This window comes from Enterococcus sp. (assembly GCF_022711995.1).
GTDB lineage: Bacteria > Bacillota > Bacilli > Lactobacillales > Enterococcaceae > Enterococcus_D.
Genome location: NZ_JALAHI010000162.1, coordinates 1 through 18,231, shown reverse-complemented (window position 1 = coordinate 18,231; position 18,231 = coordinate 1). Strand labels below are relative to the sequence as shown.

At 40.6% G+C, this 18,231-nt stretch carries 18 protein-coding genes and 1 pseudogene; 6 read left to right on the top strand and 13 right to left on the bottom strand.

Annotated features, from left to right (window positions below; all coding sequences use genetic code 11):
- The first annotated feature begins 184 nt into the window (after positions 1 to 184).
- On the top strand, positions 185 to 754 hold the full coding sequence (locus Q0A12_RS16030; protein WP_291293626.1) for a recombinase family protein: 570 nt from the start codon (positions 185 to 187) through the stop codon (positions 752 to 754).
- Positions 755 to 875: 121 nt separating this feature from the next.
- On the opposite strand, the gene Q0A12_RS16025 is transcribed toward Q0A12_RS16030, so the two are convergent.
- From Q0A12_RS16025 to Q0A12_RS16010, 4 genes are all read right to left on the bottom strand, one after another.
- Complete coding sequence (locus Q0A12_RS16025) at positions 876 to 1,418, bottom strand: ParB/RepB/Spo0J family partition protein (RefSeq protein WP_291293625.1); 543 nt, start codon at positions 1,416 to 1,418, stop codon at positions 876 to 878.
- Complete coding sequence (locus Q0A12_RS16020) at positions 1,418 to 1,837, bottom strand: hypothetical protein (protein WP_291293624.1); 420 nt, start codon at positions 1,835 to 1,837, stop codon at positions 1,418 to 1,420. Before Q0A12_RS16020 ends, Q0A12_RS16025 begins: the two co-directional genes overlap by 1 nt.
- 30 nt (positions 1,838 to 1,867) lie before the next feature.
- The gene (locus Q0A12_RS16015) at positions 1,868 to 3,175 is read right to left on the bottom strand and encodes a DUF3440 domain-containing protein (protein WP_291293623.1); all 1,308 of its coding nucleotides are present in this window, start codon (positions 3,173 to 3,175) and stop codon (positions 1,868 to 1,870) included.
- Between the two features lie 412 nt (positions 3,176 to 3,587).
- On the bottom strand, positions 3,588 to 4,991 hold the full coding sequence (locus tag Q0A12_RS16010) for a hypothetical protein (RefSeq protein WP_291293622.1): 1,404 nt from the start codon (positions 4,989 to 4,991) through the stop codon (positions 3,588 to 3,590).
- Positions 4,992 to 5,351: 360 nt separating this feature from the next.
- Between Q0A12_RS16010 and Q0A12_RS16005 the strand changes: the two genes are divergently transcribed.
- From Q0A12_RS16005 to Q0A12_RS15995, 3 genes are read left to right on the top strand one after another with little or no spacing between them, the layout of a single operon-like run.
- Positions 5,352 to 6,326 carry an ATP-binding cassette domain-containing protein gene (locus Q0A12_RS16005; protein WP_291293621.1) on the top strand — a complete coding sequence of 325 codons (975 nt, stop codon included), beginning with the start codon at positions 5,352 to 5,354 and terminating at the stop codon, positions 6,324 to 6,326.
- The gene (locus Q0A12_RS16000) at positions 6,323 to 7,126 is read left to right on the top strand and encodes an ABC transporter permease (protein WP_291293620.1); all 804 of its coding nucleotides are present in this window, start codon (positions 6,323 to 6,325) and stop codon (positions 7,124 to 7,126) included. The genes Q0A12_RS16005 and Q0A12_RS16000 overlap by 4 nt, the downstream gene beginning before the upstream one ends.
- Before the next feature lie 2 nt (positions 7,127 to 7,128).
- Complete coding sequence (locus tag Q0A12_RS15995; RefSeq protein ID WP_291293619.1) at positions 7,129 to 7,905, top strand: ABC-2 family transporter protein; 777 nt, start codon at positions 7,129 to 7,131, stop codon at positions 7,903 to 7,905.
- Between the two features lie 14 nt (positions 7,906 to 7,919).
- Here the strand turns inward: Q0A12_RS15995 and Q0A12_RS15990 are convergent, their stop codons facing one another.
- Both Q0A12_RS15990 and Q0A12_RS15985 read right to left on the bottom strand, forming a co-directional pair.
- Entirely contained in the window at positions 7,920 to 9,278 is a 1,359-nt protein-coding gene (locus Q0A12_RS15990; protein ID WP_291293618.1) for an MATE family efflux transporter, read from the bottom strand.
- 10 nt (positions 9,279 to 9,288) lie between these two features.
- On the bottom strand, positions 9,289 to 9,570 hold the full coding sequence (locus Q0A12_RS15985) for a metal-sensitive transcriptional regulator (protein ID WP_291293617.1): 282 nt from the start codon (positions 9,568 to 9,570) through the stop codon (positions 9,289 to 9,291).
- A gap of 297 nt (positions 9,571 to 9,867) precedes the next feature.
- Between Q0A12_RS15985 and Q0A12_RS15980 the strand changes: the two genes are divergently transcribed.
- Positions 9,868 to 10,530 carry a hypothetical protein gene (locus tag Q0A12_RS15980; protein WP_291293616.1) on the top strand — a complete coding sequence of 221 codons (663 nt, stop codon included), beginning with the start codon at positions 9,868 to 9,870 and terminating at the stop codon, positions 10,528 to 10,530.
- Positions 10,531 to 10,702: 172 nt separating this feature from the next.
- Entirely contained in the window at positions 10,703 to 10,891 is a 189-nt protein-coding gene (locus tag Q0A12_RS15975) for a hypothetical protein (protein WP_291293615.1), read from the top strand.
- A 494-nt stretch (positions 10,892 to 11,385) separates the two neighbouring features.
- On the opposite strand, the gene Q0A12_RS15970 is transcribed toward Q0A12_RS15975, so the two are convergent.
- The 7 genes and pseudogenes from Q0A12_RS15970 to Q0A12_RS15940 form a co-directional block, all read right to left on the bottom strand.
- Positions 11,386 to 12,258, bottom strand: coding sequence for an endo-beta-N-acetylglucosaminidase H (locus tag Q0A12_RS15970; RefSeq protein ID WP_291293628.1), 873 nt, complete (start codon positions 12,256 to 12,258; stop codon positions 11,386 to 11,388).
- 128 nt (positions 12,259 to 12,386) lie between these two features.
- Positions 12,387 to 13,541 (bottom strand): glycosyl hydrolase, encoded by a 1,155-nt coding sequence (locus tag Q0A12_RS15965; protein ID WP_291293614.1) that lies wholly within the window; start codon positions 13,539 to 13,541, stop codon positions 12,387 to 12,389.
- A gap of 247 nt (positions 13,542 to 13,788) precedes the next feature.
- Positions 13,789 to 14,246: pseudogene (locus tag Q0A12_RS15960) on the bottom strand (IS3 family transposase); the annotation flags it as partial.
- A gap of 92 nt (positions 14,247 to 14,338) precedes the next feature.
- Positions 14,339 to 14,605, bottom strand: a complete 267-nt coding sequence (locus Q0A12_RS15955) for a Txe/YoeB family addiction module toxin (RefSeq protein ID WP_291293613.1) — start codon at positions 14,603 to 14,605, stop codon at positions 14,339 to 14,341.
- Positions 14,590 to 14,841, bottom strand: a complete 252-nt coding sequence (locus Q0A12_RS15950) for a type II toxin-antitoxin system Phd/YefM family antitoxin (protein ID WP_291293612.1) — start codon at positions 14,839 to 14,841, stop codon at positions 14,590 to 14,592. The genes Q0A12_RS15955 and Q0A12_RS15950 overlap by 16 nt, the downstream gene beginning before the upstream one ends.
- 272 nt (positions 14,842 to 15,113) lie before the next feature.
- Positions 15,114 to 16,040: a LacI family DNA-binding transcriptional regulator gene (locus tag Q0A12_RS15945; protein WP_291293611.1), complete on the bottom strand. Its 927-nt coding sequence runs from the start codon at positions 16,038 to 16,040 to the stop codon at positions 15,114 to 15,116.
- Positions 16,041 to 16,466: 426 nt separating this feature from the next.
- Positions 16,467 to 18,231, bottom strand: a 1,765-nt coding sequence (locus Q0A12_RS15940; RefSeq protein WP_366031614.1) for a class I mannose-6-phosphate isomerase, incomplete at its 5' end; no start/stop codon positions are given.

The following is an 18,231-nucleotide window of genomic DNA, read 5'->3' as shown; positions in this document are numbered from 1 at the left end:
CTTTCTGTGCCCATTTTTTGTCCTGATTGTTCGCCACGCTGATTTTTCTGACAATAAAAAACTGTGCAAAAAGCACAGCTTTTCTGATTTTATAACTAAAAATTTGTTATTTTACGTTATATACTTCATGTACAAAAAACGGTATTCTTTCACTAAGAATAATTTTCAATTCGGAGGTAAGTAGATGTCAGGAATGGTTTATGGTTATGCGCGGGTCTCCACAAGACAGCAAGATCTTTCACGCCAACTAGATTTACTTGAAAAATATAACTGTCACAAAGTTTATACAGAGAAAATTAGTGGTACCCAAGCCAATCGCCCAGAGTTGCTCAAATTAAAAAAACGCGTGAAGAAACATGATCAAATCATCATCGAGAGTTTTTCACGACTTGGCCGCAGCACCAAGGATCTGATTGATTTGGTTTATTTTTTTGAACAAAAAGGAGTCAAAGTAGTCAGCATCAAAGAAAATTTTGACACGCAAACGCCGCAGGGGAAATTAATGATGACAGTTTTTCAAGCCTTCAGTCAGTTTGAACGTGATATTATCGTAGAACGTACCAAAGAAGGCTTGATTTCTGCACGGGCAAGAGGAAAGATTGGTGGTAGACCCAGAGTGGACCCCAAATTAATCCAAAGAGCACTTCATCTGTATCAAAAACAAGGCTTTTCAGTAGCGGAGGTTTGTGCAAAAACCGGAGTTAAGAAAGCAACCTTTTATCGTTATTTAAAACAGGCGACATTGCAAAGTTGATTCCTTCGCTAACTCAGCGAATCACACCTAAAAAACGACCATTGTTTCTTGATGAAAGTAGGCACATCAAGAGACAATGGTCGTTTTCTTATTTTAAAATAGCAGTTTTTCTCGTGTTCACTCACGTATTCTCTGGTTCTTCTTGTTTCTGATAATATTTTTTTTCGAAATCAGTCCATGATCGGCTAAATTGATGATTCGAAAAGGCCCGCTTCAAGCCGGAGCTTTGTTTGAAACGAAAAACTTCTTCGACATCCATTCCCAATTCTTTGGCAATCCGATCATCTGTCCAACCGCTTGCTACTAATTGTTGAACGATTTTGCTCATTTTCTCGATACCATGCGTGCCTCGGGCGCGATTGTGTCTAACCGTGGAAGCCATACGGTTCTCCAACGGCTTATCAATGACAGTTACTGGTACTTCTTTCAGATTCAACCGTTCTTTGGCTACCTGATAGCGGTGAAAGCCGTCAATCAGTAAATACCCTTCTTTTTCGTTGTCAAAGTAACAGACTAACGGTTGTGTGAAGCCGTCTTCTCGAATCGACAACTCCAAAAGTGCCAATTCAGGTTCTGCTACTTTATTGGGATTGTAGTGATTGGCGTGAATTTTTTTCAATGGCACCATTTTGACAGCTAGCACTGGAAACGCAATTTTTTCCATTAGACAGAACACTCCCTTTTGAGAAAATAATAGTTCTTCGTTTGGCGAAAAATAGTGAACCCCTTTGTCTGAAACAACGCAACTTCATTGGGATGATTCGTCGTGACCGTGATTTCTTGATCCGGATAGTTTTTTCGGATATCATGCAGCATTTTTCTTAACAAAAGAGCCTTTCTGTCTGAAGCAGGCTCTTTTTCATAGAACTCACCCATCTCGATGCGGGCTGCTTTTTTTTCATAGTAAGAAAAAGCCATCACTTGATTCAATGGATCCACGATTACATACCAAGAACAATCGCCAGAATTAACGAGGTAAGGAAATTGTTTTTGATAGATTCGCTCAGCAAAGAATGGACCCATTAATTGATAGAAATGGCTCTTCTTATATGGTGGAAAAAAGACAATCAGTTGTTCTTTCAACTACTCCACATCCTTTCAGCAAATGACTGATTACGGCTGGTTCTTGGTCAATTGTTCATAAGTCGTTCCTAACTTCTTCAACTGGTATTTTGGCAGGTGCTCAATGCCTAATGCCGCACCAAATTCTACGGCTAACGCATAGAGTTCAGCCTCGTCTTTCTTGGTTAATGCGTATTGTCGGGTACTTAAAGAAAAATCATTTTTTTCCAATGCTTTAGCGATCCCCTTCCAGTCATGCCAAAGAACTTCATTCTTCAGCCATTCCTTGCGTTTGGTTTCATCGGGGATCGCCTCCACCTGAACACCATACTTGTCCCGATAATGAGTAATTAAAATCGAAATTTTCCGATAATAATGGTCTTGTAAGTTCTTGGAATAAAGACCAATCGACTCCAATAAAAAGACGGCGTATTCCTGCCAGGTCATGTGGGCTGGTTTTTGGGTATTATAATGAGCTAACAAGGACGTCCGCGCATACAAGCGGCCAAAATTCGCACCCGAGACGCGGTTGACGACCTTCTCCCAAGTATCCGGTTCAACTAGCGCATATTGAGAGAGACCTTTGCGTTGTTGCAAACCATACGGCTGACAAATTCGCATTTGCGTGATGGAGACTCCTTGCGTATAAAGCTTGTCATAAAAAGCATTCAATTCCCAATCAAAATGGGCATAGGCGCCCCAGACATCTTCTGTTTTCCAATCATAAAGTGGGTAAAAGTTGACGACGGTGCCTTGATCGATTTGATGCTTGATCCAGCAATGTCCTTGATAATTGAAGTTTCGATTTAAAATAGCTCGATAGCGATGCAAGCTTTCTTGCGTTCGAATGCCGATGCCACAAGCTACCGGCTCCCCTTTATGATAGTTCGCATACCAAAAAGCAAAATTTCTTAGGAATTTATCTGGATTCAAATTTGCACTTTGGTACAGTTCCATCAGCGATTCATCGAGATCAGCCAGTGAAATCGCATCCTTGGGCATTTCCTGGACCCACTTGTCCCGTTCGGCTTCATCCCACATTTTCCACTGGGGCTGAAAAATACTGGTGGTATTGTCTTCATAAAAAGGCAAACAAAAATGGTAGACATGATGGACACTTTTCAGTTGTTTGATCGACTCCATAAACTTCCGAGTGGAACGGTAATTGGCTTCGATGTCTAAAATCAGCAAGTCAAATTTTTTTCCCCTTTTTTGGGCAATTTGGTCAGCTAATTGAACCATTGCGCCGCTGTCTTTCCCGCCACTAAAAGAGAAATAAACATGAGAAAAGGTATTGAATATATACGTTAGGCGTTCCTCAGCAGCTTCCAACACATTGATATCGCAATATTTCTTCATAAACCCCGCTTCTTTTACGTATTTTTGATAGAATTTGTGTAGCTATTCACTTTCATTATAAAGTGAATTGGGGTCGCTTACAAGCCTACCTCTTAATTGCAAAATCTTTTTTAACAAAATAAATATCCAAATATTCCCTCTATTTCTTTTGCTACGGATAAAAAGAGCGGTTTATCTAACACCGGTATTTCAGCAACTAAGCGCTAGAATATCAATGGTTGTCAAATCATAGGAAAGAGGCTGGGACAGCAGTGTTAAACTCCGAGAAATAAGGAGGAATACACGGAAATTGCTTTTCAAATTTTTGGGTAATTGAACTTATTTCGTGGAGGTGCTTCTGCTCCCGCCGTTTAGACGTGTTAAGAGCGTGGAACAAAAGTGTTTGCTTTTGTTCCACGCTCATACTTCTTCACTAAATGGAAGAATCATCATCTATTCTGATTGTTTCACCGCTTCCTCTATTCGAGGAGGCTTTTTTCCACAAGGCATAGGCAACGATGACGCCAACGATTAAGATCCCGCAATTCAACCACTTCACATCATTTAGCACGTGTAAATCTAGCGTTGATAAGGGACCTTTTCCGGATAGCTGTAACAAGATATTCAGCGGGCGGTCAAAGAGATTTGTCATAATCACCAGAAAAGCCATCATGACGAATTGATGCGTAACGCTCCCTTTATTTTGGGTGGTAAATTTGGCGATCACCCGCTGATCAACAGGTAAAGAAGGATCCTGCGCATACCGCTGATTCAACCAACTGCTGGTCAAAGATTGCCAGAAACTCAATAAAAACAAACCAAAAACAAAGCTTTGTGGAAAAAGGAGGACGAACAGCGAAAAAGCCAAACCACCAAGCAAAACTGGAACTGCATTTGGAGAAAAGCGCTGCAGCATGCGATTTCCTAAGAGCATTGACAAAATCATTCCAGCCAGATAAGGCAAATACAAATAGCGGGTCAATGCCTCTGTCCCATACAGGCTTCCTAGATAAAGTGCTCCAAATAGAAGAACAAAATTTCCTAACATGCCATTTAAAAAAGTGAGTACGTTGAGCCATGAGGGCAGCTTCCAGTGTTTCTTCCCTCGTCCCAGATAAAATACAGCACCTAAAAAGAGGACAAAGAAACCATAAATCGCCCAATCAAGCAATTGGATATTTGCCAATAACCGCGCATTCCGAAGCAAAAAGAGCAACAAGAAAAAGAGTAGAAAAAGGACTAATTCTTTATAGGCGATCACTTTTGCATTCATTTGCTTAAAGTCGATGCTATATCTAGGATAATGGGTAACTGTATGATAAGCCATAATATAAAACAGTGTATACAAGCCAAATGCAGCAAGCAGCTTCCTTGTGCCTGACCATTCCATCACCACTAACAATAAGATCAGTAAGAACAATGCAAAAGGCATTTTTTTCCGGGTCATATTGGTAAATCCCAGATTTTTTTCATGAAGATTAACTGTACGATTCGTTGGTACCAGCCAGGAGGCACTCAGCCCTAGCAAACTACCGGATAAATAGAAAAACGGAAAATAATAAACACCTAGAATTCCGGCAAAGGCCCCAACACCCCCCATCAGCAAAGCACCAATCAACAGCGTATAACTATCTAATCCTAATCGTATACTGCGGATAAGAAAAATCCCCGTCATCCGTAATGTATAAAATAAAGTAAAAGGCAGAATCGTTAGCCAACTCTTGCCATCATTCAATCCTAGGAATAATAAATACGGAATCACGATTACCGTATTACTTAAAAGAAATGGTGTGGTTTGTGCAAACGTCACGAGCCATTTTTTGATTCGTTGAACCATCGTGAACCTCCTTGTTTCTACCAATCACTCATCTGTGTACGACCTATTGACGTGTACAAGCGATCGTTTCTCATTTATTATACCTTTTCTAAACAAAAGCCGCACTTATCTTCCCCAAAAAAGAGCTGAGAACCGAAGAACTTATTTCTTTATCGCTGGTTTAGAATGTCCGTTTTATCGCTTCCATCCCTTCTCCCATTGAATTCAATCACTCGCTGTGATACACTGGCTTTACTTTTGTTTGGCTGACGAACCGCTGCCCCAACCATGTTCGTTTGGACCAACTCGTTGCGAGTATTCGTGTTTTCGGATGCTCTTTTTGTCGCGTTTTTTGCCAAAAAAGAAAGTGAGTGAATCCAAATGATCCAAGTGCAACACCTCAATAAAAGCTTCAAAGTCGCGAAACGCCAAAGCGGTTTCCGCAATGCCACTAAGGCGCTCTTCCACCGAGAGGTTTCGACGATCCCCGCATTACAAGATATCAGTTTTACCATTCAAGAAGGAGAAATGGTCGGATACATTGGTCCGAACGGTGCCGGGAAAAGCACCACCATTAAAATTATGTGTGGTGTTTTAACACCGGATGATGGGACTTGCTTGATCAACGGTCGCGTTCCATGGAAAGAACGGGTCGATCATGTCCAAGACATTGGCGTTGTCTTTGGTCAACGTAGTCAGCTCTGGTGGGATGTCCCAGTCATTGACAGTTTCGAGCTGATTCGTGATATTTATCGGGTCGATCCGCAAGTCTATCGGCAAAATCTGGAAGAACTCGTCACGCTACTCGATCTAAGTGAAACATTGAAGACACCCGCCCGTTCCTTGAGTCTAGGGCAACGTATGCGCTGCGAGATTGCCGCTTCGTTACTCCATGATCCCAAGATTTTGTTTCTAGATGAACCGACGATTGGCCTTGATGCGGTGTCTAAGATCGCAGTGCGCCAATTCATCAAAAAGCGTAATCAGGAAAAGGGAACGACGGTCATCCTAACGACCCACGACATGCAGGACATCGAAGCATTGACAGAACGCATTTTGTTGATCGGCAAAGGACAGATCTTACTAGATGGGCAACTGCCGGAGTTGAAGAACCGCTTCTCTGATGCCAAAACACTGCAGATCGATTATCTAGGTACCATACCAACACTTCCGGCAGGTGCCACTGTGACCCAATCCGAAATCGGACGTTTGGAACTAACGATTGATCCGAATCAGCTAACTGTGCCGCAAGCCATCACACAGCTTAGCCAGCAAGTGGAGATCACTGATCTGTCTGTTTCCAGTATCACAGCAGAAGAAATGGTCGCTAAGTTGTATAAGGAGTACCATATATGAGCAAGTATCAGGCACTCTTTCGCATCCGTTTTACCAATAGTTTGCAATACCGCTCGGCCGCATTAGCTGGCATGGTGACACAATTCGTCTGGGGGATGTTGGAGATTTTAGCTTTTCGCGCCTTTTATCAGACCGATCCGACAGCTTTTCCCATGACTTTCCAACAAACCGTCTCTTATGTCTGGATGCAGCAAGCTTTTTTGGCATTGTTCATGTTGTGGTTTTTTGAAAGTGAGATTTTTGATGCCATAACCTCAGGAGGGATTGCTTACGAGTTGGCTCGCCCAATGGACCTCTATGACCGCTGGTTTTGCCAGTCCGCCGCGAATCGCTGTGCAAAAGCATTGCTGCGCTGTCTGCCGATTTTTGCTGTCGCCTTTTTATTGCCAGCGCCCTATCGGTTGATCTTGCCCGGAAATCTGATGATCTTACTGCTGTTTGTGCTTTCGCTGGTTTTAAGTCTGGGTGTGGTGGTGGCCGTGTCGATGTTGGTTTACATTTCGACGTTCTATACCCTTTCTTCCCTCGGTGTGCGAGTCGTGATGGGGGCAATCGGTGAATTTCTCGCTGGCAGCATTATTCCATTACCTTTTTTTCCGCAACCTTTTCGTCAAATCGCTGAACTGTTGCCTTTTGCTGCAATGCAAAATGTCCCTCTGAGGATTTATAGCGGGGATTTGATTGGAAATGCGTTATGGCAGAAGCTGGGTATGCAGGTTTTCTGGCTGCTGGTATTGATAGCTGTCGGCAAGTTTTGGATGGCTCGTGCGTTAAAACGAGTGATCGTACAGGGGGGTTGAAGATGTCACTTTATTGGAAATATTTTAGTATTCATTTAAAAAGTCAAATGCAATATAAGATTTCGTTCTTCTTGACGGCGTTAGGCCAATTCCTTGGTTCCTTTACCGCTTTTCTAGGAATTTTATTTATGTTTTCCCGTTTCCATCAAGTCGATGGCTTCTCATTTGAGGAAGTGCTGCTATGCTTTGCGACAGTCCTTTTTTCTTTTTCATTAGCGGAATGTTTTGCTCGCGGTTTCGACCTATTCCCGCAAATGATCGCCAATGGTGAATTTGATCGAGCATTGGTGCGGCCCCGACCGCTAGTCTTTCAAGTGCTGGCTGCTAAAATGGAATTCACTCGCATTGGTCGGCTCCTGCAAGCATTGATTTTGTTTTGTTATGTACTGCCAACAAGCAGCATTGATTGGCAGCCAATCAAAGTGCTGACTTTGACTTTGATGATTCTCTGTGGTGCCGTCTTGTTCTTTTTTCTCTTTTTGATTTATGCCGCCATTTCTTTTTTCACCCTTCAGGGATTGGAATTCATGAACATCTTTACGGATGGTGCCCGCGAATTTGGCCGCTATCCATTTAGTATCTACGGCAAACAAGTCTTGCGGATCTTGACCTATGTCATTCCAATGGCTTGGTTTCAATACTATCCCTTTTTATTTATCATTGGTCGGCTAGAGCAGCCACTATGGGCATTTGCCCCCTTACTGTGCTTGCCATTTGGCATTCCCGCCCTCTTGTTTTGGCGCTTTGGTCTAAGCAAGTACGTTTCCACCGGTTCATAATAAAAAGGAAGTCCTCAATCGGGGCTTCCTTTTTTCGTAAGTCTGCGGATATTTCTTTTAAAACGATAGGTCAAAAATGCCGACCGAGTATACAAGTCGATCCCAATTGCCAGCCAAACACCAGCGATTCCTAAATTCAATATATTGCCTAACACTATCACACCTACTATTCGGATCACCCACATCCCAAACGCTGTACTATACAAGGGTGTCTTGGTGTCCCCCATTCCTTGCAGCACACCAGCTAGAATGAGACTGATTGCTAAGCCTGGTTGATTGAACGCATCAATCCTCAAAGCCACCACGATTTGACGAAGTGCTTCGGGATCTTTCGTGAACAAAGTAGCTACAAATGGAGAACCAACAAATAGCCCTATTCCTAACAGACTAAGAATAATGACGCCATATTTTACAGATAAAAAAGCAATCCGTCTCGTCTCGTCATAATCATTCTTGCCAATACTCATTCCCGTCAGTGTAGCAGCAGCCGTTGCTAACCCATAGGCAGGCATATATACAAAGCTTTCAATACTGCCAGCAATGGTGTGTGCCGAATAGGTTTTGGCACCAATCGCCACGATCAGACCAAAGTACAATACCTGTCCCAAACGCATCACTAACCGCTCCAATGCTGCTGGAAAAGAAATTCGCAACAGTTCATTGAAACTACTTCTATTCAATCGAGTAAACAATGGAAAAGCGATAACAGAATGCTGTACTTTTCGATAAAGTAATATCGTACCTAACGTTCTGGCAATTAATGTTCCTAAGGCTGTTCCCATCACACCTAAAGCTGGAATTGGCCCTACACCAAAAATCAAGACGTAATCCACAATGACATTCAATACATTCGTAATAATACCGATTTTCATTGGTGTTTTGGTATCTCCGATTGCTCGCAGCATACTCCCTAAAATAGACATCGTTGCAATAACGATAGCTCCGCCTCCCACAATACTAAAAAATTGCAAGGAAGAATCAAGGGTTTCTTTTGTCGCTCCCATGATCGTTAAAAGCTGAGGTCCAGCTACTAAACTTACAATTCCAAGAAAAAGACCAGAACCGATTGCCAACAAAAACGATTGCTTAGCGATCAGCTTTGCTTTTCCCAGGTTATTTGCACCGATACTTCGTGAAATCAATGAAGATGTCCCAATTCCTAAAGCAATGAAAATAGCTATATATACATTCAATATTGCATTAGCCAAACCAACACCTGCAACAGCAAATAATCCGATTTTAGAAACCATCAATGAATCAATAAAGCCAACTGTCGTTTCCAAGACATTCTCCACAGTTGCTGGCAATGCCAAATGAATGATTCGTTTCTGGATTTGCATGTCTTTTGGCAAATCTGTATTTAATTTAGTCATATCCCATCACTCAATTCAACTTGTTGTATTGGGTGATCACCCGTTTCAAGGCCTTCATTTCTTCATCCAAATCTGACCCTGCACTAACATGCATCAATGCATGATCCGCTTGGGCCTCCAAGAGGATTTGGCTGATTTTTTGAATTGCCGAGCGAGCAGAGTTCAACTGAATCATGATTTCCCCATAATCTTTATTAGCGACGACCATTTTTTTAATTCCAGAGACTTGACCTTCAATTTTATTTAAGCGTTTAAACAATTCATCTGTTTGATGATCTTTGGCATGTGACATGTCGATCCCTCCTTCGATATAGGGGTACCCCCCATCCCTATAATACTCATAAATTATTTCCAAGTCAAAAAGTTATGTTTAAATCCGTCTATTGCTAAAGTCATTTCACCTATATTTCCTCAAAGGTGCTACAAATCTAGTCATGAATGAGAGAAACAGACAGCAATAAACTCCCTAAATGCAGCTTTTACAAGTACTGTCATACTACATAGTATTTTTACACTTTAAATATTGTTTTAGACACTACGCTATGAGAAAATAAAAGAAGAAAGATTATCTAAAAAGGAGCGGATCAAATTGCAGGATTCTGAAAAGCCATCAACCAATAAATCACTTAAACCAAAACATCTCATTTTTATCCTGGTTCCTACCCTAATTGTGCTAGTGTTGGGTCTATTCTTGAACCATTTCAATTATTGGCCTTTCCAAGGCGATAAAGTCGCTGGTGTACCAGATGATCAGCTTGTTCAATTAGAAAATGGGCAGGATTTGACGAGTTTGCTACTGGCTTATGGGTCGCAGCTCAAATTTAACACCACAGCAACTTCATTAACAGTCTATTTTGATCACTATCGCAAAGGTGAATTAAGTACTCATGAATCAGTTGCTTCTTTGACTTATGAACAAGAAGTTTCCATCAGTGGCTATTTAAACTTTGGTATTGCGGAAGGGCAGAATCATTTATTGGTGAAGCTATTCTCCAAAGGTGCCATGTCGCAAACAGTCACGGATCTTTCCGATTACGACTTTCCTCTTGGCCAAGATAATAGACAATTCAGCGCTGTGACTTCGATCAAGAATGGCAAAGTGAAACTCGAGAAAAATAAAAAAACCCCTCTGCTTTATTTAGCAGAAGGAACTGACGGTGGGAAGATCTATGCTGAGATGGCGAATAATTTAGCCCCAGAAAATTTGAAAACATTGCCTAATGCCTATTTACTTTACTTGATCATTAAATAACTACAATAAAAAACGATGTATTAAAAAAACTTTTTTGATCTCCTTTTTAACAAGCTAAAACAAAACAAGATGAGAAGAGATATTTCTTAAATCGTTTCCCTTTACTTTTTTTTACTTTTTAATTATTATTCTTTTGAAATAAGAATAAATTAAAATAAAAAGGAGACCCAACATGGAAAAATATCAGGTATTTCCTGGTCAAGACTATCAGGCAAAGGTTATTGGTTTTAGTGGTTTACAAGATGTTAGTGTTATTCATGTTTACGAAAATACAGCTACCGTATCGATACAGGGCACTTCGGAAACGGGTGTTGCAAAACTTTGCAATTTTTCAATCAAAGCTGCATCACTAGTAGGTTGAATCTGTCAGAACCTAAGAGCTAAATTTGGTTAAGTTAGACTCTGTGATCCTTCAGACAGAAAAAAAGAAGGCCAACAGTTTTTTCTGCTTCTTTAAAATACTCGAATGTATCAAGTATTTTTATTTTATTTATTCAATATCCCTCTACATTATTTCTAAATAATGTTAAAATAAAAAAACAGGAGAATTATCAGGCTTCCCCCAAGAGAATCTTCCCCAAGTCCTCTTGCCTGATACTTCTCCCTTATTTATTTCTCATGACTACGAAGTAATGGTAAGTCATTCTTTCCAGAAATGCAAGCGCTCCTTTCACTGAACGAAATAAACATTTGCGATTCCTTTTCCCTTAAATCTCTACGTAAACGTCTCTTTTTTTGTAGCATCAGTCTGAATGATAAACTGCTGCTGATAAGATTCCCACCTAACAAAAAACCGTGCAGGCACCTCTTGCGAAAGCGCCCCCACAGTCTTTATCTTTCTCTTTGCTTTACTTTCTAGTTGGGAATATTCTCTGTATAAACGGTCTTTCTTCCATACAATTCTTGCGTGATGCCTGAAAGAAAATCTGCAGCATTATTCCTGCGAAGATTATACATTAGGAAAATCCCGTAGTTTTCAGCCTTCGTCCGTTTAGCGAATTGGATACTTTGTGCTTGGTTTTGTCCCACTTCTACAGCTGCTGGTCCTAAACGATCGTTACCCATACCCACAAAATAAGGCACTTGCCAAGAGCCATAATAAGGATTCCAGCTATAGTCGATCGTCTTTGCCACATTTTGATTATTGGCTGAATTCTCGGCAGCCGGACCAATATTATACAGCGTGATCAGCTTATCTGCTCCTAGACGATCTCTCAATGCTTGAATGAGCCAAATAAAGGATTGATCATTTGGTTGTGGCGTTCCATTCTTCCCGTATTCTGCATATTCATCATCAAAATCGATGCCGTCCAAACCATAGGTTTTCACCACTTGTGCAAGTTCTACAGCAAAGGCATCGGCACTGGCGTAATCCGGGAAATTCGCAAAACCCGCGCCCTGGTGGTTCCCTAATATCGATAAGAGGACTTTTGTTCCTCGTGCTTGTAGCGGTTTGATCTGAGTTTCCTTTTCATCCAATGTTTTTTGTACTTGCTCGTTTAAATGGAGATAGGCTTGCTTCGTGGATGAATCATAATTGATATTGGCAGCAAAAATGATACCGATATCGATTGCAGGTTTATCCGTTCCAGCTAGCGTATATTTCCCAATATTTCTTAATTCGTTGTCGTTAACTTCCACATACATCACTGTTTTCGGTGTAACTTGAGCGGCAGCCTGAGCCTTTAGAACTGGCGTGGCCAGAGAAAAGAGACTTAAAAGAAGCATCACCACAAAAGCAACTGTAAATCTTTGAGATGGTTTCACTACTCGTTGACTCTTATTGTTCACTATCAACGCCTCCTATAATAATCAGATATTTACGCATCATTTACGAAGAGTTTTTTGCATAGAGTCTATTGTTCTGCTGCCATAAGCGCAGCTTCTTTCAATGGGTCATATTCGGGGCTGACCGCTTCTTCATATTTAGCAGCCAAGAACACCCGATTCACTTCATAATGAGAGGTGGCACGTTCGATTTGCTGACTTAACTCTTGAACTTGACGATCGGAAAAATGGTCTTTGTTTCGATCAAGATAATGTTTAGCAAAAGCTTGTGACTCGGCCAGAGAATAGCCTTTTGATTCCAAAATCGCCGTTTTTGTCCAGAGAAAGTCCGTCTTTAGCAGCTGATCGTTTCTTCCTTGAATACCATCCCGATCAATCGCATAAAGAAACATACCGCCGGTTTCACTTGTACGTACATAGTTTGCGACGCTATAGAGATTGCTGGACTCATATGGCTCCCGGGTATCTCCCCATGTTTGGTTGGTACGTTCTTCAGGAAAGGAGAGACCCACTAAATATTGGGAACGTTCGATACCTGTTTTTGAAAACTTGTTGTTCCACGAAGACTCCGCCCGCGCGGCATTCGATCCGTATTGCTGCGCTCCCAAAAAACTGAAGGCTGATGAAACTGGGGTAAAAGGCTCTAAGGAAAAGACATCGACAGTATCATAAATCAATAGTGTATCTGTGTTTGACTTCGGTCCAATATAGTGTGATAGGGCCTTGATCACCCCATGGGCGATTTTCAGTTGACTGGTGGTATAGGTGCTTTCCATATCAAAATCAAGGCCATCAATTCCTGGGGTCATGTATTTATCTAAAAGCTGCTTCGCATAATCGTCAAACTCTTTTGCCGTTGGTTGGCTCTGCGTTGTAGGAATTTTCAATAGTTCGCGATAATCTAATCCTCGTACAAGCTTTGTTCCTCGCTTGTGTAATTCTGGGGCATAAACATTGGCGACTTCATCAAAAAAGACTTTACTATCTGCATCACTCACATTTGCGTGGAACACATTCACAATATCGATTCCCTGGGGAATATCAGTCATGCGGATCTGATTGTTCTGTTCTGACGGAATACTTTGGTCTCGCCATGTGCGGTAATAGACCATGAATGTTTTTTCCGGTTTCTCAACAGTGCTGGCAGATCCCTCTGCCCCAAACAACAACCCACAAAGCAACAACGAACTGGCGGCAAACAATCCCAAAACGACTCTCTTCATCAACATCCATCCTTTCAGAGTAAAATGTATTACACCTTATGTTAGCGCTTACTTAAAAGGATATCTAGAAACAAATTATAGGTATTTCCTAACAAATTAAAGATTTTGCTTCAAAGTAAAAAAAAATGCACAGTTCCCCAACAAGAAAAAAAGCCCTCAAATTCGTGAGGACTGTAGTGACTCCAAAAAGTTAGACTTTTATGGAGTGGAGAAATCCACTCCTTTTTTTGTACGGTAAAATTGACTATTAGACTGCTCTTTGAGCAGCTTCACAAAATTGAATAGGACTCAACCAGTTCAGTTTCTGCTTGATACGTTTATTGTTGTAATAGTCGATATATTGGTCTATTTTCATCTTCAACTCATCAAAACTTCGATAGATTTCTCCGTGAAATATCTCTTGTTTTAGAAGTCCAAAAAAGTTTTCAATGTGGGAATTATCTAGGCAATTTCCCTTTCGGGACATACTTTGAAATATTCTGCGTTTCTTCAATTTGTCTCCATAGGTTTTCATTTGATATGCCCAACCTTGATCTGAATGGAATGTTCTTCAAAATGGGCAATCTTTAGTGATTTGAAGGCTTCTTCTAAACCATCCATTACAACGACTGCATTAGGTCTTTCTGATACTCGATAAGAAAGTATTTCATTGTTATACAGATCCATAAACGGATCTAAATATAGCTTTTTCTGGCGAATAATACCATTTGTATCCGTTTCAAAATAAGTGTTGCGTGAAACTTCAATAACGCGCAATGCAGGTCTAATTTATGCAGATCTAGAAATAGTTTATCATATTATAGTCCACGTTCATAGTGTGACCAAACAGAGAGAATCGTGATCGTTTTACGCTCTTCATCCACGCTGTAAACCAGTCTGTGTTTGATAGTAAGACGTCTTGAATAGTAAGGTAATCCTGTTAATTTTTCGTAAGGTGGCGGTGTCTGAAAAGGATTCTCTTTTATGACTTTGATCAGTTCATCAAATTTACTAGTTAGATTGATACTCTTCAATTTAGGCAAATCTTTGCGAGCATTCTTTTTAATCTTTACATTGTATCCCAATCAATTTCACCTAAATCTTCACTTTCTTCATCCTCAAAGTGTTTGATTCGATCCAGAACGCCCGCATTTTGTAAGTAGATCGTTTCTTGTAAGGAGTTCCAATCGCTCTTACTAATCATTACTACGCTTTCTTCATCTTTTGTACTCGCAATTTCCACTGGTTGACTGTCAGCCACAACATGCTTAATGATTCCATAAAGATTTTTTCTTGCATTCGTTGGTGTAATTACTTCCATAAGTTCTCCTCCTTTATACATAACTATCTTAAATAGATTATAACGTACGTTTAAACGTACGTCAATTAATTGAGATGATTTATTAATCAAGTTAACCAATTGAACCATTTAGTAAATTCGTCTATTTTAAGCGTACCCTAAATAGACATTTGTGCTTTATTGAAAAACCTAACTTTTGGAGGTCGCTTCAGACTTTCGTAGGATGCTTTCTTGGTGAAACAATAGTTTCCTAAAAAAAAAGCTAATATTGATAAGACTTTTCACGGTATTTATTAACAGCGAACAAGCAATTCAAAAGGCAAAACAATTTGTTCCCTACTCCGTTCCTGAAACAGACGGAACGCTTCTTTGCCACAGAGATGTAAATGAAATTCAACCGTTGAAAAGTTCAGCAACCGACTGATTAGTAAGTTTTCTTGACCGATAACCTGAGGGGCTTTGCTTTCCTCATATTGAGATAATATTGTCGCTGCGATTTCATCTCCATTGGTAATGATGCCATCAACGCCGCGGTCTTTGAAAAAAGCCGCCGCAGCCTCGCCGTCTTCTGCTTTGATACAATCCCAAAAAATGTCCTCTTCTGAAAATCCGGGAAAGAGTTCCTTTGCTTTGGCGATCGTATTGATTGAATTACAGCTAAGTCGTTTGCTGCGGCCAAGGGTCAAACCTAACCGTTTCACGCCTTGCTCTTTCAAATACAAAATGCTAGCTGTCACTGAGCCGACTTGATCGATCGTTACAAAAGGGACATCCGTACCGCTGGCATCTTCGCAAAAAACGATTGGGCCATTTTCCAGATAGGGACGAAACGTCTCGATATGGTTGGCACGAGTAATGACAATCAACCCATCAAATCCTTTGGCAGCAAACTCTTCTAAATAATCCTTCTCCAATGCTTTATCGAAATTAGTTGGTAAAAGCGTCACCTTATATTGTTGCGCAAATGCCTCTTCCATAATGCCATTCAGTATGCTATCGAAGAATGGATGGTTGACAAATGGTACGATGACCCCCACATTGAATGTTTTTCCTGAGCTTAGTTTCTGAGCGATCTTATTCGGCTTGTAGTTCAGTTCTTTCATCATGGCTAAAATGGTTTGCCGCTTTTGTTCTTCCACATACGGATGACCGTTGATAACCCGGGAAACCGTGGTAATGGAATAACCAGTCATTTTTGCAATATCACGAATCGTTGCCATAAACAGCTACTCCTTATTCTATGTATTTTCACTGCTGCTTTATATCTCTATCTCTTTGTAGTCTACCATAAAACTAGTCCAAGGACAGACTGCTGGCTATGAAATTTATGATGGAACGTTTCGAGAGTATTCGCTACAAAGCGATATGTGAAGAGTAGTTGGCACTGTCAAAGTTACCAAACAAAATCTGTGAACAAAAAAATACCCGAAGAATAGTTGGCTTGTTCATAATCTCAATGAGCCTCGTTGCACCTTCACAACCGCTCATTATTAGCCATTTCTTCGGGTAGATGATCAACCAATCACTTCAATCCTCGTCCTTGTATGATCAATGACTCGATTCCTTCGGCTGATTTTCTTTATGTCAATGATTGCCTTTGATCCCTATTCTGCTCGCTTGTCACAATGACTCCTATTTTTCTGTGATCAGAGCTTGGTTGCTTCTGTAGATAACCCTCGAACAAATGCTTGAATCACAGCAACTTCTTTGTTGGGATCTCCTTGATTTACTAATCGGTAGTTTTTCACTGCTTCTGGTACAATGAATGTTTCTCCATAATGAATCTCGAATGGGGCAAAACTGTCGGTCACACTTTCAACTGTGATTTTTTCTCCTTCCACCAAATTCAACATATTCACACTTTGATGGACAGATACGGTGACCTCTTTTTTGAACCAATGGCGGTGTGTTTCAATAAATTCTAGCTCATGCAACCCTGTTTTTTCTACCCGGATTTCTTCATCTTCATACAATGTTTCAAAGGGATTGATTAAATTTTCTTGGACCCAGGCGGTATCATACGCTGTATTGACATTTTCTTCTCCATGTACAAGATGGACCGGTCTTGGAATCCCATCTAATCCTAGACGTCCCCAATCCCAGAGTTTGAAGGTGAAGATATACGGTGTCTGGCTAATTTCTAAAACGACCGTATCTGGTCCGCCGCAATGGATCGTTCCTGAGGGGATCGAATAATGATCATGTTTTTTTACTGGAAAACAATTGATGTATTTCTCGTCTGGAAAACGATAGTCGCCATTCTCTGCTTTTTTTAATTCTCTAAATAACTCTTCTTTCTCAGTTCCTTCGGTTACCCCCAAATAAATCGTTGAATTTTCACTAGCTTGTAAAATGTAATAACTTTCATTTTGAGTATAAGTCATGCCAAATTTCTCTTGAATATAGTCCACTCGCGGATGAACTTGCAGACTCAAGTTTCCTCCTCCAACCGTATCCAAATAATCAAATCGGATTGGAAACTCATTACCAAAGCGTGCCTGTACTTTCTTGCCAAGTAAGGCGATCGGTCTTTGATGAACAATGTTGATCGCGGGTATCTCAATTTTAGTTCCTGCAAAATTTAAACACACACTATTTTCTTCTGGTACACCATCAAATGCCCAACCATAATTTTGTTTGTTGGGATCCAGATTGAATTCTTTCTTCATCCATTGACCGCCCCAAACACTGGAATCAAAGTAAGGTACTAATCGAAAAGGTTGTTGGACAATTTCATCTAATGCGGCACGATACCCAGATCCTGTTACCATCTTTGGCTGATTCGCTACATTTGTATCGATTAAGTAATCGATTTGATCTGTCAATCTCTGCTTCAGTCGATCTGCGATACGCCATTCAAAGAAGAATCCCCGTTTCACTTTTTTTAGATTGTCTTCATGTTCATTAGCAGCTTTCCAGTTGGCTAAACCTTTACGATAGCGCTTTTGGATTTCCCAGCGTGTCAAATCAGCGTAGCAAAGAACATCCGGATCAGGTAATAAGATTGTCGCTCCGATACCATAAACAAGGATTTTTTCAATTTTAGCTGTTTTATGTCGCCATTGATTTATTTCATATTGCGGAAAATAATCTTCAAGAACCGAATGAGACATAATACCAAAAACACGGTCTTCTGTTAAGTTTGTTTCAATCATTTTCGTTATAGTTTCAGCATCATACGCATAGTCATCCGCTTTGACGCAGCATACATTTGGCAGTTGACTAAACAAATGCTGCTCTAGTTCCTCTAGATTCACACCTGGATAACATTCTATAGCTATTCTATTCTTCCCTTCGTTAAATAGTCGGTTTAGCTCCTGACCGATACTTTCATAATTATCCCAAGTGATTGTAGGATGTCCGATACTGATTTCTGGTTGTAAATTATACATTAATGTTCCTCTCTTATCT